At 69.4% G+C, this 15,047-nt stretch carries 14 protein-coding genes; 8 read left to right on the top strand and 6 right to left on the bottom strand.

Annotated elements, in window-relative coordinates; genetic code table 11:
- Positions 1-5: 5 nt before the first annotated feature.
- The 5 genes from ACLF3G_RS13790 (at position 6) to ACLF3G_RS13770 (ending at position 4,527) form a co-directional block, all read left to right on the top strand.
- The gene (locus ACLF3G_RS13790; RefSeq protein ID WP_430669953.1) at positions 6-875 is read left to right on the top strand and encodes an endonuclease/exonuclease/phosphatase family protein; all 870 of its coding nucleotides are present in this window, start codon (positions 6-8) and stop codon (positions 873-875) included.
- Positions 876-879: 4 nt separating this feature from the next.
- Entirely contained in the window at positions 880-2,094 is a 1,215-nt protein-coding gene (locus ACLF3G_RS13785; RefSeq protein ID WP_430669952.1) for an MFS transporter, read from the top strand.
- A gap of 17 nt (positions 2,095-2,111) precedes the next feature.
- Positions 2,112-2,993: a polyphosphate kinase 2 family protein gene (locus ACLF3G_RS13780; protein WP_430669951.1), complete on the top strand. Its 882-nt coding sequence runs from the start codon at positions 2,112-2,114 to the stop codon at positions 2,991-2,993.
- Between the two features lie 68 nt (positions 2,994-3,061).
- Complete coding sequence (locus tag ACLF3G_RS13775; protein ID WP_430669950.1) at positions 3,062-3,826, top strand: alpha/beta hydrolase; 765 nt, start codon at positions 3,062-3,064, stop codon at positions 3,824-3,826.
- Between the two features lie 83 nt (positions 3,827-3,909).
- Entirely contained in the window at positions 3,910-4,527 is a 618-nt protein-coding gene (locus ACLF3G_RS13770; RefSeq protein ID WP_430669949.1) for a YopT-type cysteine protease domain-containing protein, read from the top strand.
- Between the two features lie 324 nt (positions 4,528-4,851).
- Here ACLF3G_RS13770 and ACLF3G_RS13765 read toward each other — a convergent pair whose 3' ends face one another.
- From ACLF3G_RS13765 to ACLF3G_RS13750, 4 genes are all read right to left on the bottom strand, one after another.
- A complete protein-coding gene (locus ACLF3G_RS13765; RefSeq protein WP_430669948.1) occupies positions 4,852-5,211 on the bottom strand; it encodes a carboxymuconolactone decarboxylase family protein in 360 nt (119 codons plus the stop codon).
- 82 nt (positions 5,212-5,293) lie between these two features.
- Entirely contained in the window at positions 5,294-7,648 is a 2,355-nt protein-coding gene (gene clpA, locus ACLF3G_RS13760) for an ATP-dependent Clp protease ATP-binding subunit ClpA (protein ID WP_430669947.1), read from the bottom strand.
- A gap of 156 nt (positions 7,649-7,804) precedes the next feature.
- Entirely contained in the window at positions 7,805-8,158 is a 354-nt protein-coding gene (clpS, locus tag ACLF3G_RS13755) for an ATP-dependent Clp protease adapter ClpS (RefSeq protein ID WP_430669946.1), read from the bottom strand.
- A 334-nt stretch (positions 8,159-8,492) separates the two neighbouring features.
- Positions 8,493-9,206, bottom strand: coding sequence for a phasin family protein (locus ACLF3G_RS13750; RefSeq protein ID WP_430669945.1), 714 nt, complete (start codon positions 9,204-9,206; stop codon positions 8,493-8,495).
- A gap of 216 nt (positions 9,207-9,422) precedes the next feature.
- On the opposite strand from ACLF3G_RS13750, the gene ACLF3G_RS13745 reads away from it, so the two are divergent.
- Positions 9,423-10,676, top strand: coding sequence for a D-alanyl-D-alanine carboxypeptidase family protein (locus ACLF3G_RS13745; RefSeq protein ID WP_430669944.1), 1,254 nt, complete (start codon positions 9,423-9,425; stop codon positions 10,674-10,676).
- Between the two features lie 28 nt (positions 10,677-10,704).
- Here the strand turns inward: ACLF3G_RS13745 and ACLF3G_RS13740 are convergent, their stop codons facing one another.
- Both ACLF3G_RS13740 and ACLF3G_RS13735 read right to left on the bottom strand, forming a co-directional pair.
- A complete protein-coding gene (locus ACLF3G_RS13740; RefSeq protein WP_430669943.1) occupies positions 10,705-11,814 on the bottom strand; it encodes a DSD1 family PLP-dependent enzyme in 1,110 nt (369 codons plus the stop codon).
- 14 nt (positions 11,815-11,828) lie between these two features.
- Positions 11,829-12,932 carry an aminotransferase class V-fold PLP-dependent enzyme gene (locus tag ACLF3G_RS13735; RefSeq protein WP_430669942.1) on the bottom strand — a complete coding sequence of 368 codons (1,104 nt, stop codon included), beginning with the start codon at positions 12,930-12,932 and terminating at the stop codon, positions 11,829-11,831.
- A gap of 89 nt (positions 12,933-13,021) precedes the next feature.
- Here ACLF3G_RS13735 and ACLF3G_RS13730 point away from each other — a divergent pair, with 89 nt between their 5' ends.
- Both ACLF3G_RS13730 and ACLF3G_RS13725 read left to right on the top strand, forming a co-directional pair.
- Positions 13,022-14,188 carry an acyl-CoA dehydrogenase family protein gene (locus tag ACLF3G_RS13730; protein ID WP_430669941.1) on the top strand — a complete coding sequence of 389 codons (1,167 nt, stop codon included), beginning with the start codon at positions 13,022-13,024 and terminating at the stop codon, positions 14,186-14,188.
- Positions 14,189-15,016, top strand: coding sequence for an alpha/beta fold hydrolase (locus ACLF3G_RS13725; RefSeq protein WP_430669940.1), 828 nt, complete (start codon positions 14,189-14,191; stop codon positions 15,014-15,016).
- Positions 15,017-15,047: the final 31 nt, after the last annotated feature.

The following is a 15,047-nucleotide window of genomic DNA, read 5'->3' as shown; positions in this document are numbered from 1 at the left end:
GCGCCATGCGCCGTATCCTGTTCGCCCTGCTGGTCCTGTTCGCCGCCCCTTTGCAGGCGGCGGAGCTCAAGCTTGCCACCTGGAACATCGCCTGGCTGACCCTGAAGCCGGAGGGCCACCCGGCCTTGCCGCGCAACATCGCGGCCCGAGAGCCCGAGGACTTTCGGCTATTGCGCGACTACGCAAGGCGCCTCGCCGCCGATGTGGTGGCGTTGCAGGAGATCGACGGCGCGGAGGCCGCCGCGCGGATCTTCGACCCCGCCGACTGGACCATCCACCTGACCGACGAGGACGACGTCCAGCGCCCCGGCTTCGCCATCCGCCGCACCCTGCGCGCCACACCGATGCCCGATTTGCGCGACCTGGACCTCTTTCCGCGCGCCCGATACAGCCTGCGGCGCGGCGCCGATATTCTGGTGGAGGCGCCGAACGGTGCCCGCCTGCGGCTGCTGTCCGTGCATCTCGACGCCGGCTGCCGGGAGGACCGCTTCGGCCCCTCCGCCCCGCGGGACTGCGACAACCTGGCGCGCCAGGGACGGGTCATCGCCGAATGGGCGGCGGCGCGGCACCGGGAGGGTGTGGCCTTCGCCATCCTCGGCGACTTCAACCGCCGCATCCGGCCCGGCGACGATTTCGGCACCATCCTGGAAGACGCAGCGCCCATGGTCCGCGCGACGGAGGGGCTGTCCTCTCCGTGCTGGGCCGATGCGCGGGGCGGCCGGCCTTTCATCAGCCACCTCTGGCTTGGCGGTCCGGCACGCGAGTGGCTGGTCCCGCGCAGCCTTGCCGTCATGGCCTACTCGGAACGGGGCAACCGCTACCGGCAGACCCTGTCCGACCATTGCCCGGTCAGCGTCCGCCTGCGGCTGCCCTGAATTCATGCGGCAATTCGCCCGGATCACGCTGCCCCTGGCCGGGCTGAACTTCGTCAACCAGGCGTCGCGGACCATGATCGCGACGCTCGGCCCCCTGCTGGCGCTGGAATTCGCGCTGTCGGCCAGCGAGTTGGGCCTGCTGGCAGCGATGTTCTTCGCGGCCTATGCGGCGGCGCAGCTGCCGGTCGGGCTCGCGATCGATCTGTGGGGCGCGCGGCGGGTGCAGACCGTGCTGGCGCTGGTCGCGGCCGCCGGCTTCCTGCTGTGCGCGGTGGCCACCGGCACCTTCGGTCTGGCGCTCGGCCGGGTGGTGACGGGGTTCGGCATCTCGGCGGGGCTGATCGCCATGCTGAAGGTCAACACGCAGTGGTATGCGCGCGACCGCGTCGCCGGGATGACGGGCTACGGCGTGCTGGTCGGCTCCTTCGGCAGCATCGCCGCGACGGTGCCGGTGGCGCTGCTGGTGCCGGAGATCGGCTGGCGCGGTATCTTCTGGTTGCTGGCGGCGATGGCAATGGCTGTCAGCCTGTGGATCTGGATCTCGGTGCCGGATCGTGGGCCGGGCGCGCCGGCGCCGCCGCGACGTGGGCTGGGCCAGGAGATCGGCGAGTTCGGCCGCATCTTCCGCCACCCGGCCTTCCTGCGCTTCGCACCATCGGTCGCGCTGCTCTCCGCGCTGAACTTCACCTACCAGGGGCTCTGGGCCGGGCCGTGGCTGCGCGACGTGGGGCAGCAGGCGGAGGCGGCACGGGCCGTGCTGCTGCTGTGCTATGCCGCAGGGCTGATGGTGGGCAGCGCCGGCACCGGTCAGCTCGCCTCGCTGCTGCAACGCCGCGGGTACCATCCGATGCTGGTGCCGTGGCTCGCCATGGGCGGCATCGCGCTGGTGCAGGTCCTGCTGATCGCGCAGCCGCCGCGCGGGATGGTGGCGCTCGGACTGGTGTGGTTCGCCTTCGCGCTGTGCGGCGCCGCCGGTCCCTCGGGCTATGCCGCCATCGGCCAGCGATTCGGGGCGGAGCTGGCGGGGCGGGTCGCCACCGCCATCAATGTGACCATGCTGGTGCTGGTGTTCCTGCTACAGAACGCCATCGGCTGGATCCTTGATTTGTGGCCAAGGGTCGCCGATGGCGGCTGGAATCCGGCCGGCTATGGCTGGGCCCTGGCGATGACGCTGGCGCTGCAGGCCGTGGCCGGCTGGCGTATGCTGCGGCCGGAATGAATATGGAGACACCACGGGTGGAACAACGGATCGAATCGGTGCTGTCCCGCTTCCGGGTGGAGGATGGCAAGGCCTTCCACCTGAAGGACCACAGGCCCGACGATACCGCCGGCCTCGAGATGAAGAAGAAGGAGGCCGCGGAGCTGTTGCAGCGCGGCGTGGACTACCTCGCGACGCAGCAGGACATGCTCTACGCGCAGGATCGCTGGGCGGTGCTGTGCATCTTCCAGGCCATGGACGCCGCAGGCAAGGACGGCGCCATCAAGCATGTGTTCTCCGGCGTGAACCCGCAGGGCTGCCATGTGGCGTCCTTCAAGGCGCCGAGCGCCAACGAGCTGGACCACGATTTCCTCTGGCGCCACGTCAACGCCCTGCCGAGCCGCGGCACGATCGGCATCCACAACCGGTCCTGGTACGAGGAAGTGCTGGTGGCGCGCGTGCATCCGGCCATCGTCGAATCACAGAAGCTGCCGCCCAAGCTTCTGACCAAGCGCATCTGGGACGAGCGGCTGGAAGATATCGCCGCGTTCGAGCGCTATCTCGGCCGGCAGGGCGTGGTGGTGCTGAAGTTCTTCCTGCATGTCAGTCCGGAGGAACAGCGCGAGCGCTTCCTCAAGCGGGTGGCGGAGCCGGAGAAGCACTGGAAGTTCAGCGCCAACGACGTCGCGGAGCGCAAGCACTGGGACGCCTACCAGGCCGCCTACGAGGCCGCGATCCGCGCCACCGCCACGCCCGACGCGCCCTGGTACGTGGTGCCGGCGGACCGCAAGTGGTTCACCCGCCTGGTCGTCGCCGCCGCCATTGCCAAGGCGCTGGAGGGGCTGGCCCTGCACTACCCCGTGCTGACGGACGCCCAGCGCCGCGCCCTGGTGCAGGCGCGCGAGGATCTCGGCGCCTGATCGGCCGCCGCCTCCTGCTCGGGGCGCCGCTGCTGGCGGCCGGCTGCTCGCCGACCGACCTGGCGAATGTGCTGACTCCGCGTCGCGGCAGCATGCTGGTGCCGGACCTCGCCTATGGCCACCTGCCCCGCCACCGGCTGGACCTGACCCTGCCGCCGATGCCCGGGCCGGAGACGCCGCTGGTGGTGTTCTTCCACGGCGGCGGCTGGGAAACCGGCAGCCGCAAGGACTACGCCTTCCTCGCGCGCACCCTGGCGGTGCGCGGCATCGCGGTGGCGGTGCCGGACTACCGGCTGTGGCCGGAGGCGCGCTGGCCGGATTTCGTCGAGGATGCGGCGCTCGCCATGCACTGGCTGCGAACGGCGCCGCTTGTGCCGCGCGGGCCGGTCTACGCCATGGGCCATTCGGCCGGCGGCTTCCTGGCGGCGTCGCTGGCGCTGGACCCGCTCTGGGGCGTGCAGCCCACGCTGGCCGGCGGCATCCTGCTGGCCGCACCGATCTGGTGGCAGCCCGACTACGAGCCGATCATCAGCATCTTCGCCAAGGCTCCCGGCGGCCTGATCCAGGCGACGCCGGACCGCGCGACCCTGGCCGGCGCGCCGCCGATGCTGCTGCTGCACGGGCTGGCGGATACGGTCGTCGGGCCGTTCCACACCCGCGAACTGACAGCGGCGCTACAGGCGGTGGGTCGGCCGGTGCGGTCGCAACTGTATGAGGATGTCGGCCATATCGGCATCATGGCTGCCCTCGCCGCGCCGCTGCGGACCATCGGCCTGGCGGCGGCGCCGGTGTACCGAGCGGTGCTGGATTTCGTCGGCATCGAGGCGGGGTAGCGCGAAACACCCGAAACGAAACAGCGATCGCGAGCGGCCGACCCGGGAGGTTAGGGTGGCTCCACCCCGGAAGGTCCATCGCCATGCAATGGAACGCGCTGCAGAATGCCGCCAAGGCCAAGGGCCAGCTCGTCTTTGCCATGAATCAGGCGCAGACGCCGGCGATGACCCAGCCGGGACCCTGGGGCACCTCCACCGATGGCTACTGCATCGGCCTCGCTGCCACCTGGATTTCCCTGCAATACCAGGCGAAGAACTTCCCGTTCGATGGCGCCAAGGTCTGCGACAACCCGCCGTGGAAATCCACCCTGGCGCAGACGCTGTCAGACGGCACTCTCGCCGCCAAATGGCTGGACTACTGGACCGCCGCCACCGCCCCCTTTCAGATGACGCTGTCGGACGGGCTGAAAGCGAAGCGGGCCACCATGCTGACCGGTGGCTTCATCCGCTCGATCGCTGCCAAGGCCTATGGTTGCTACGGCATCACCGTGACCGGCACGGGCGGCAGCCACGCCATCGCGGTGCGGCACGGGCGGGACAACCGCTTCCACTTCTTCGATGCCAATAATGGGCACTTCGTCGTGCGGGACCACACGCTGATCGCAGCCTTCCTGGACAAGTACTGGAAGGACAGCGGCTACGCGAACACCTTTCTGGAATCGACCGCCGCCATTGTCGGCATCCGGCCACCGATCCAATAGGCGGCGCCGCCCCGGGAAGTTCTGCGGGCGGATCACGGCACTGGTGCTGAACGTCACCGTCTGCCCGCACAGGGTGGAATTGCCGCGGACCGGCGCCTGCGTCGGGTCCATCTTGTCTATCTATCAAGCCTGCCGGCGGCCGGGCCGGGAACGGCAGCGCCCCCTCGGGATTGCGCAGCGTCCCGCGCGGCGGGTAGCACGACCGGGCTGGGCCAAGGCGCGACCGGCGCGGAGCTCAGCGGAGAGGCCACCGCCCGAACGACCTACGTCAGGGCGGTGCAGGGCACCTGATCGAGGCCAGTCAACTGCGTCCTGGCTGGACGCTCAGCCCTCCCCCGTCCCGGCCACCGCGTCCAGCACATGCAGCGAATAGGTCAGCGCGGCCCCGGCATTGACGGCGATGGCGACGCCGAGCGCCTCCGCGATCTCCTCCCTGCTCGCGCCCGCCGCCTTGGCCTTGCGGGCATGGGCGTCGATGCAGCCCTGGCAGCGGGTGGTGACGGCAACCGCGATGGCGATCAACTCGCGCGTCTTGGCGTCCAGCAGCTTCGTGGTCGAGGCCGCCCGGCTGAGCGCGCCGAAACCCTTCACCACCTCCGGGTGCAGGTCCTTCAACTCGCGGCCGCGGTCGCGCAGCCCAGCGCTGTAGCTGTCCCAATCCTCGATCCGCGTGTCGGTGGTCATCGATGGTCCTTCCAGGCAAAAAGAAAGGTGCCTCCCCTGCGGGAGGCACCTTCCGGATGTCATTGCGGCCAGGCGGAGAAGGTTACTCCGCCGTCTCCGGCTCCTTCTCCGCCTCTCCGTCGCCGCTGTCTTCCGGCTTCGGCAGGGCGGGCGGGGCGGCCTCGAAGTAGTCGAAGACCAGCGTGCCGTCCTTGAGGCCGACCTTCACCGAGCCGCCCTTGACCAGCTTGCCGAACAGCAGCTCCTCCGCCAGAGGCTTCTTCACCACCTCCTGGATCACACGGCCCAGCGGCCGCGCACCATAAAGCGGGTCGTAGCCACGCTCGGACAGCCATTCCCGCGCCGCCGAGGACAGCTCGATGGTCACGTTGCGATCGGCGAGCTGCGCCTCGAGCTGCATGATGAACTTGTCCACCACGCGAGCCACGATTTCCGGCGTCAGGCCGGAGAAGCCGATGACGGCGTCCAGCCGATTGCGGAATTCGGGCGTGAACAGGCGCTTGATGGCGTCCTCATCCTCCCCGGTGCGCTTGTCGCGCCCGAAGCCGATGCTGTTCTTCGCCATGTCCGAGGCGCCGGCATTGGTCGTCATGATCAGGATGACGTTGCGGAAGTCGACGGTCTTGCCGTTGTGGTCCGTCAGCTTCCCGTGGTCCATCACCTGCAACAGGATGTTGTACAGGTCCTGGTGCGCCTTCTCGATCTCATCGAGCAGCAGCACGCAATGCGGATGCTGGTCGATGCCATCGGTCAGCAGGCCGCCCTGGTCAAAGCCGACATAGCCCGGCGGCGCGCCGATCAGGCGGCTGACGCTGTGCCGCTCCATGTATTCCGACATGTCGAAGCGGATCAGCTCGATGCCTAGCGTCTTGGCCAGCTGCTTCGCCACCTCGGTCTTGCCGACGCCAGTCGGACCACTGAACAGGTAGTTGCCGATCGGCTTCTCGGCGTCGCGCAGCCCGGCGCGGGACAGCTTGATGGCCGCCGACAGCGCGTCGATCGCCTTCTCCTGCCCGAAGACCATGGACTTCAGGTCGCGCTCCAGGTTCCGCAGCGTTTCCTTGTCGTCGGAGCTGACGGACTTCGGGGGAATGCGGGCGATCTTCGCCACGATCTCCTCGACGTCCTTCAACGTCACCGTCTTCCGGCGCTTGCCTTCCGGCAGCAGCATGCGCGACGCACCGACTTCGTCGATCACGTCGATCGCCTTGTCCGGCAGCTTACGGTCATGGATGTACTTGGCCGACAGCTCCACCGCCGCGCGGATGGCTTCCGGCGTGTAGCGCACCTTGTGGTGCTTTTCGTAGTTGGTCTTGAGGCCCTGGAGGATCTTCACCGCATCTTCCAGGTTCGGCTCGTTCACGTCGATCTTCTGGAAGCGCCGCACCAGGGCGCGGTCCTTCTCGAAGTGCTGCCGGTATTCCTTGTACGTCGTGCTGCCGATGCAGCGCAGCGTGCCCTGCGCCAGGGCCGGCTTCAGCAGGTTCGACGCATCCATGGCGCCGCCGGAGGTCGCCCCGGCACCGATCACGGTGTGGATCTCGTCGATGAACAGGATGGAGCCGGGCTGTTGCTCAAGCTCATTCACCACGGCCTTCAGCCGTTCCTCGAAGTCACCGCGGTAGCGGGTGCCGGCGAGCAGGCTGCCCATGTCGAGCGCGAAGATAGTGGACTTCGCCAGCACCTCCGGCACGTCGCCCTCGATGATCCGCTTGGCGAGGCCTTCCGCGATCGCGGTCTTGCCGACGCCGGGATCACCGACATACAGCGGGTTGTTCTTGGTGCGGCGGCACAGAATCTGGATGGTGCGCTCGATTTCCGAGTCGCGCCCGATCAGCGGGTCGATCTTGCCCGCCTGTGCCTTCTTGTTGAGGTTGACGCAGTAGTTGGACAGCGCGTCCTGCCCGCGGTTGGCTCCGCCGCGGGTCGGCTTCTCCTCCTTCTCCACAGGCTCCTCCGGCGTCTGGGCGCTGCCCTGCACAGGGCGGGACGTGCTGCGGCCAGGCGCCTTGGCGATGCCGTGGCTGATGAAGTTCACCGCATCCAGCCGGGTCATGTCCTGCAATTGCAGGAAATAGACCGCGTGGCTTTCGCGTTCGGAGAACAGCGCGACCAGCACATTTGCGCCGGACACCTCGTCCCGCCCCGAGGACTGGACGTGGATGGCGGCGCGCTGGACGACGCGCTGGAAGCCCGCGGTGGGCTTGGCGTCGCCGGCTCGGTCGGAGACGAGGCCCGCCAGGTCCTTGTCGAGGAAATCGGCGAGGTCGCGCTTCAGCTTGTCGCTGTCGACGCCGCAGGCACGCAGCACGGTGGCGGCGTCCACGTCGTCGGCCAGGGCAAGCAGCAGGTGTTCGAGTGTCGCGTATTCGTGCCGGCGGTCGTTCGCGAGGCCGAGGGCACGGTGGAGCGTCTGCTCGAGGTTGCGGGACAGCATGGTCTGACGCTCCCTAACGGGTGGCCTGGGTGCTCAACGCAGCACCCTGGCACGGTTTGCCCTCAATGTGGTCATGCCCCTGCTCCGGCGACAGGTCCAGGCTCGCACTTCGTTCGTGGCCGGATCAATGCGAATTGCCGTTACTGTTTTTCACCATCATTCCTTCTCGATGGTGCATTGCAGAGGGTGCTGGTTCTGCCGGGCCAGGTCCATCACCTGCGTGACCTTGGTCTCGGCGACCTCGTAGGTATAGACGCCGCAGACGCCGACGCCGCGGCGATGGACGTGCAGCATGATCCGGGTGGCCTCGTCCCGCGACTTCTGGAAGAAGCGTTCCAGGACGTGCACGACGAACTCCATCGGCGTGTAGTCGTCGTTCAGCATCAACACCTTGTACATCGCCGGCTTGCGGGTGCGCGGCCGGGCCTTGACCACCACGCCGGTGTTCGGGCCGTCCGATCCGTTGTTCCCCGAATTGCCTTGCCCGGGGCGCTTGTCGCTGTCGCTCATGCCTGCCTTGGTTGCTGATCCCGGCTTGCCGGTCGTTCGTGGCCGGTTGCCGGGTTGCCGGTTGAGGGCGCCTGATGCCGTAGGATATCGGAGCGCAGGGCCGCACGGGAAGGGCTTGACGCAATTCTACCCGCGCCAGCGACTATTTGGGTTAACGCAGGCTCCGGGGCCAGGGGCAGGACGCGGGAAAACCTGCCGGGACCACAAGGCGGAGGGCCACAACGCGGAAGGCCCGCCCCGATCGCACCTGCCTTGCGGCAGGACACGACCCGGACGGGCCATCAGCACCTCAGCGACCGGCCCGCGGGCCGGCCAGCATTCAAGCGGCGAAAGGTCAGGCGGCGAGCGGCTTGCCGAACTTCTCGGCGGCCAGCGTCATGCGGGCGGTCAGCGGCGCGCTGGCCTGCTCGGCCAGGCGGTAGGCGGCCTCCTGCAGCTTCGCGGTCTCGGCCATCGTTCGCTCCAGCGACGCCTTGGCGAAGGCGGCCTGGATATCGGCCGCTTCCTTCAGGCTCTTCACGCCGGACAGCGCCTTGGCGCTTTCCATCGCATGGTCCGTGATCGCCTGCGACATCGCGAAGTACTGGCGACCGAGGTCCTGCATGCCCGTGGTCAGGGTCTGCGTCGCCTTGGTCATCGCCTCCAGGTTGCCGCGGCTGAACTCGGCGGCCTGCTCGGCGGCCTTGTAGAAGCCCTCGGCCGTCTTGGTGGCCTGCTGCATGCCCTGCTCCATCGTCTCGCGCGCCTTGGCGGCGCCGTCTTCCATCATCTTCCGGGCCGGCTCGGCCTGGCTCTTCATCTGCGCGCCGATCTGGGCTTCCGCCTGCGCGGCGGCCTGGGTGGCGACGGCGTCGACCAGCGCGATGCCGCGCTTGGCTTCGGTCTTCGCGTCGGACTTGAGTTCTGCGGCCATGAGATCCAGCTCCTCGGTTTGTTGCTCGCCGGCGCAAGCGCCGATGCGGGAGCCTTCGACCCGGCTCCAGGGCTGTTCTTGCTGCGGTGCAGCACAGCGGCCTTCTAGCAACGCGGACATTGTGATCGCAAGCATTTTTTTGCGATGCAGCATAAGTTTTGGCGGGGCCTTCGCCTCAGTTAAATCTATAAGCGCTGAGTAGCGTGTAAGGCACGACGGCAAGCGTGACCCTCAACCGCTTGTTGCCACATCATGTTCTGCTTTCGCCCCCGTCGACAAATTGCCTCGATACTCCCTAGGCTCAACTTCCGGTGGCGCACGGGGGGTGGGCCACACAGGGGGTTAATCGCCATGTCCATCCGGCTCGGGACCCTGGCTGGCCTGGTCACGCTTGCGGCTTGCCTGTTCGCCGCCGCTGCGCCCGCCCGGGCGCAGATCGGCAGCGAACGCTATTCCGCCATCGTACTGGACCACCGCACGGGCGGCATCCTTGTCGCCGCCAACGCCGACGAGACGCGGCATCCCGCCTCGCTCACCAAGATGATGACGCTGTACCTGGTGTTCGAGGCGCTGGCCGAAGGCCGCATCGCGCTCAACTCCAGCGTGCCGATCTCGGAGGAGGCGGCGTCGCGTCCCCCCTCCAAGCTCGGCATCCCGGCCGGCGGCAGCGTCACCGTGGAGCAGGCGATCCTGGCGCTGGTGACGAAATCCGCCAACGACGTCGCCGCCGCGGTCGGCGAGCTGCTCGGGGGGTCGGAGGAACGCTTCGGCCAGATCATGACCCAGCGCGCCCGCAGCCTGGGCATGACGCGCACCACCTTCCGCAACGCCTCCGGCCTGCCGGACTGGGACCAGGTGACCACGGCACGGGACATGGCGACGCTGGGCCGGCGCCTGCTGCTCGATTTCCCGGACCGCTACCACTATTTCGGCCGCACCGAGGCGGCCTTCCGCGGCCTGCGGCTGCGCAGCCACAACCGCATGCTGACCAGCTACGAGGGCGTGGACGGCATCAAGACCGGCTATATCCGCGCCAGCGGCTTCAACATCGTCACCAGCGCCAGCCGCGATGGCCGGCGGATCGTGGGCGCGGTATTCGGCGGCAGTTCCTGGGTGGAGCGGGACCAGCACATGACGGCCATGCTGGACCAGGGCTTCGACCGCATCGGCGTCGCGCCGCGGACCGAGATGGCGCAGCCGGCGGCACCGCTGATCCTGCGCAGTGCCCGCGCCGCGCCGGTGCAGCGCAGCGCCCGCGCCGCCGTGGTGGCGCCGGCCCGCCCGGCCGCCCGCGCCACCGCATCCCGCCGCGCACCGACCCGCGCGGCAGCCCGGCAGGCACCCCGCGCGGGCGCCCGCCAGGCGCCGCGCGCGGTGGCGAATCGCCCGGCCACTCGGTCCGCAGCACCAGCCGTCCGCACCGCCACCACCCGCACCGCCGCAACGAACCGGAGCGCCGCCCGTACCCCGGTCGCCCGTACCCCGGTCGCCCAAACCCCAGCCGCGGGCGCCCCGCGCCGCGCCGCGGCACCAGCCCGCGTGGTGACCCGCAGCAGCATCGCGCCGCGGCGGACCACGCCGATGCGGCCGCCGCAGCGCCGCTGAGGTTTCGCGGCGGGACGGCGGCCCGGCTTCAGGCCATGCCGCCCCGCGCCGCCACCGGCCAAAGGCACTCCACCCGGCCGCGCCGCACGCCGACATACCAGTCGTAGCGATCCACCGTCGGGTCGCAGTGCCCCGGCACCAGCCGCACATGCTGGCCGAGTCGCGGCAGCGCCGACGGGTCTTCCGCCTTCAGGTTGCCGTGCTCGTCGGAGGCTCCGGTGTAGGTCACGCCCGGAAAGCCATGCACCAGCGGCAGGCCGGAATCGATCGCCACCGCCTTGTGCCCGGCATCCACCACGCAGAAACCCGGACGCGGGGCGGACATCACCTGGGCCAGCACGAACAGGGATTGCCGGAACGGCGGCGGGTCCTCGTTGCGACCGTAATCGGCATCCATGAAGGCGTAGGACCCGGCCTGGATCTCGTTCCAGACGCCGGTCGCCAATTCGTTCTGGAAGGTGCCGGTGCCGGCGCCGCCGACGATGGCGCAATCCAGGCCGCGCTGGCGGAGCTGTTCGACGGTGCGGCGCGTGCCCTCAGCGGCGCCGGCGATCGCCTCGGCACGGGCTTCCGGCGTGCGGCGGTGCTGGGCATTGCCGTGGTAGGATTGCAGCCCGCCGAAGATCAGGTGCCGGCTGCCGGCGATGCGTTCGGCCAGCGCCACCGCCTCCGGCCCCGGCGTCACGCCGCAGCGGCCAGCGCCGCAATCGATCTCGACCAGCACGGTCATGCGCAGCCCGGCGTGTTCGGCCGCGGCCTCGATGGCGGCGATGCCCTGTTCGTGGTCGGCGCAGACGGCGACCTTGGCGATGCCGGACAGCGCCGCGAGCCGGGCCAGCTTGCGCGGAGCGATGACCTCGTTGCTGACCAGGATATCGGTCACGCCACCCCAGGCCAGCGCCTCTGCCTCCGCCACCTTCTGCACGCATTGGCCGATGGCGCCGCGGCGCATCTGCTGCAGGGCGACCACCGGGGATTTGTGCGTCTTGGCGTGGGCGCGCAGCTTGGCGCTGGTCGGCGCCAGGATGGCGGCCATGGTGTCCAGGTTGTGCTCGAAGGCGTCGAGGTCCAGCAGCAGCGCCGGGGTCTCGACATCCTCCTCGCGCATGCCGGGCTCGGCGGGCGGTGCTTGCAGCATTTTCTGTGGTTTCCTCAGTCGGCCAGAGCGGCAGTCAGCGCGGCCATGATGGGATCAATTTCGGAAAAGTCGTTGTAGCCGTGGAAGCTGATGCGGATGCGGCCGCGGCCGTTCCAGGCCAGCACGCCGCGTGCCGCCATGGCCGCGACGATGGCGCCGGCGCGTTCATGCGCGATGCAGACGCTGGCGCCGTGCTGTGATGGGTCTGGCGGCGTCATGCTCTCGATACCCGCCTGCCGCAGCCGGTCCAGCAGCGCAACCGTCAGGCCCTGCACATGGCGCCGCACTGCGTCGCGTTCATACCGTGCGAAGTAGTCCAGTGCAGCGTGCAGCGCGTAGGCCGGCGCATGCGCCGGGTTGCCACGGGTGAAGACCCCGGCATCCGGCCGCAGCGCCAACTTCCCGGCATAATCGGGGCGCGGGCCGGTGACGATGGAATACCAACCCGCCGTCGCCGGTGCCCAGCCAGGCTGGCGCGCCCGGTTCCAGTAGGCAATGGCGGTGCCGGTCAGGCCCAGCATCCATTTGTAGCAGGCTGAGAAGGCGAAATCGGCGACCGACGCCTCGATCGGCAGCCAGCCGCTGGCCTGGGTGAAGTCCACCACCAGCAGCGCCCCCGTCTGGTCGGCGGCGTGACGCAGCGCCTGCAGGTCGTGCCGCCGCGCATCGAGGTAGGACACCGCGCTGACGGCGACCATCCGCGTCCGCGCATCCACCACCCGCGCCACCTCCGCCGGGTCCGCCATCCGGGCGAAGCGCAGCTCGACCCCGCGCCGCATCGACAGCGGCGCGACGACGGAGGCGTATTCGTTGCGGTCCAGCACGACATTGTCGCCGTCCCGCCAGTCCAGGCTCTCGACCAGTATGGACATGCCTTCCGCGACCGAGGACACCAGCCCGATCTCCTCGGTCGCTGCCGACCAGAAGGTGGCGAGGCGGGCGCGCAGGCGCTCCACCTCCGCATCCAGCCGGGCGCGGCCGGCGGGACCGGTGGACTTGTCCTGCGCGTGGCGCGACAGGGCCATGGCCTGGGCGTGCAGCACGGGGGTTTCCCCGGCGGCGCAGACATGCACCAGGCCGGGCGGGATGTGGAAATCGGCGGGGTTGAAAAGGGGCACGGGTCCTGCCGGGGTTGCGCTTCGGCGGAAGCTTGGCACGGTGCGGCCCACGCGGCGAGAAGCCGGGCGATACGGGAAGACAGCCAGCCATGGATTTTGCCCTGACCGAGCAGCAGGAAGCGTTGCGCGACGCGGTGGCCCGCATCTGCGCCCGCTTCGGCGACGACTACTGGCTGGCGGCGGATCGCGGGCACCGCTTCCCACAGGAGTTCCACGCCGCCATGGCCGCCGATGGCTGGCTCGGCATCTGCATGCCGGAACGCGTCGGCGGCGCCGGTCTCGGCGTGACGGAGGCCGCAATCATGATGCAGGAGGTGGCGAAATCCGGCGCCGCGATGTCCGGCGCCTCGGCCATCCACATGAACATCTTCGGGCCGATGCCGGTCGTGGTGCATGGCACCCAGGCGCAGCAGGACCGCATGCTGCCGCCGCTGATCTCGGGCGCCGAGAAGGCGTGCTTCGCGGTGACGGAGCCGAATACCGGGCTCGACACCACGCAGTTGAAGACCTTCGCGACGCGGACCAACGCGGGCTATCTCGTGCGCGGCCAGAAGGTCTGGATCAGCACGGCGCAGGTCGCCGATCGCGTACTGCTGCTGGCCCGCACCACGCCGCTCGACCAGGTGCGCAAGCGCAGCGAGGGCCTGTCGCTGTTCTACACCCGGCTGGATCGCGACCGCGTGCAGGTGCGGGAGATCCCCAAGATGGGCCGCCATGCCGTCGATTCGAACGAGTTGTTCATCGACGGGCTGGAGGTGCCGGAGGAAGACCGCATCGGCGAGGAAGGCCGCGGCTTCGACTACATCCTGCACGGGCTGAACCCCGAACGCATCCTGGTGGCGGCGGAGGCCATCGGCATTGGCCACGCCGCCATCGCCCGCGCCTCCGCCTATGCCAAGGACCGCGTGGTGTTCGGCCGTCCGATCGGCCAGAACCAGGCGATCCAGCACCCGCTCGCCGCCTGCTGGATGCAGCTGGAGGCGGCACGGCTGATGGTGATGCAGGCCGCCTGGCGCTACGACCAGGGCCTGTCCTGCGGCGCGGAGGCGAATGCGGCGAAATACCTGGCGGGCGAGGCCGGGTTCAATGCCTGCCAGCAGGCGGTGATGACGCTCGGCGGCTACGGCTTCGCGCAGGAATACCATGTGGAACGCCTGCTGCGCGAAAGCCTCATCCCCCGCATCGCCCCGGTCAGCCCGCAGCTTGTCCTTTGCTACATCGCCGAGCGGGTGCTCGGCCTACCCCGGAGCTATTGAATGCTGGCCAAACTCGAATCCCAGGCCACGCGACTGGAAACGCCCTGTGGCGAAGGGCGGATGGTCTGGCGCGTCTGGAACGCGGGCGGGGGCGCGCCGGTCATGCTGCTGCATGGCGGCAGCGGGTCCTGGCGGCACTGGGTGAAGCAGATCCCGTGGCTGGCGGCGGAGCGCATGGTGGTGGCGCCCGACATTCCCGGCCTCGGCGAAAGCGACGACCCGCCGGAGCCGCAGGACCCCGCGACCATCGCGCAGGTGCTGATCGATGGCCTGGCTGGCATCGTGCCAGACACCGCGAGGATGGATCTGGTCGGCTTCTCCTTCGGCGCGCTGACCTCCGGATTCGTGGCCAAGCTTCTGGCGCCGCGCCTGCGCAGCGTCACCATCTGCGGCGCCGGCGCGCTGGGCACGCCGCGCAGTCCGGTCAACATGATGAAGGTGCGCGACAAGACCGGCGCCGCGAAGGTCGAGGCGCATCGCCACAACCTGGCCAGCCTGATGTTCGGCGACCCGTCCCGGATCGACGCGCTGGCGCTGGAGATCCAGGAGATCAACTCGAACGGCGCGCGGCTGAAAAGCCGGCAGTTCGCGCCCAGCGGCAACCTGCGCGATGCGCTGGCCGCGGCGCAGGGCGTGAAGCTGAACGCGATCTGGGGCGAACGCGACGCCGTCGCATGGCCCAACCTGCATGAGCGGATGGACGCCCTGCGCAGCGTGCGCCCCGATGCCCGGATCGCCGTGGTGCCCGGCGCCGGGCATTGGGTGGCCTATGAGGCGGCGGCGGAGGTGGATGCGCTGCTGCGGGACTGGTTGCGCCAGGGGGACTGAACCAAACGCCCTCGCAACCGTTGGCGCTTCC

The sequence above is a fragment of the Falsiroseomonas sp. HC035 genome (genome assembly GCF_050563525.1).
In the GTDB taxonomy this organism is placed as follows: domain Bacteria; phylum Pseudomonadota; class Alphaproteobacteria; order Acetobacterales; family Acetobacteraceae; genus Falsiroseomonas.
This window is presented reverse-complemented; position numbering and strand designations above follow the sequence as displayed.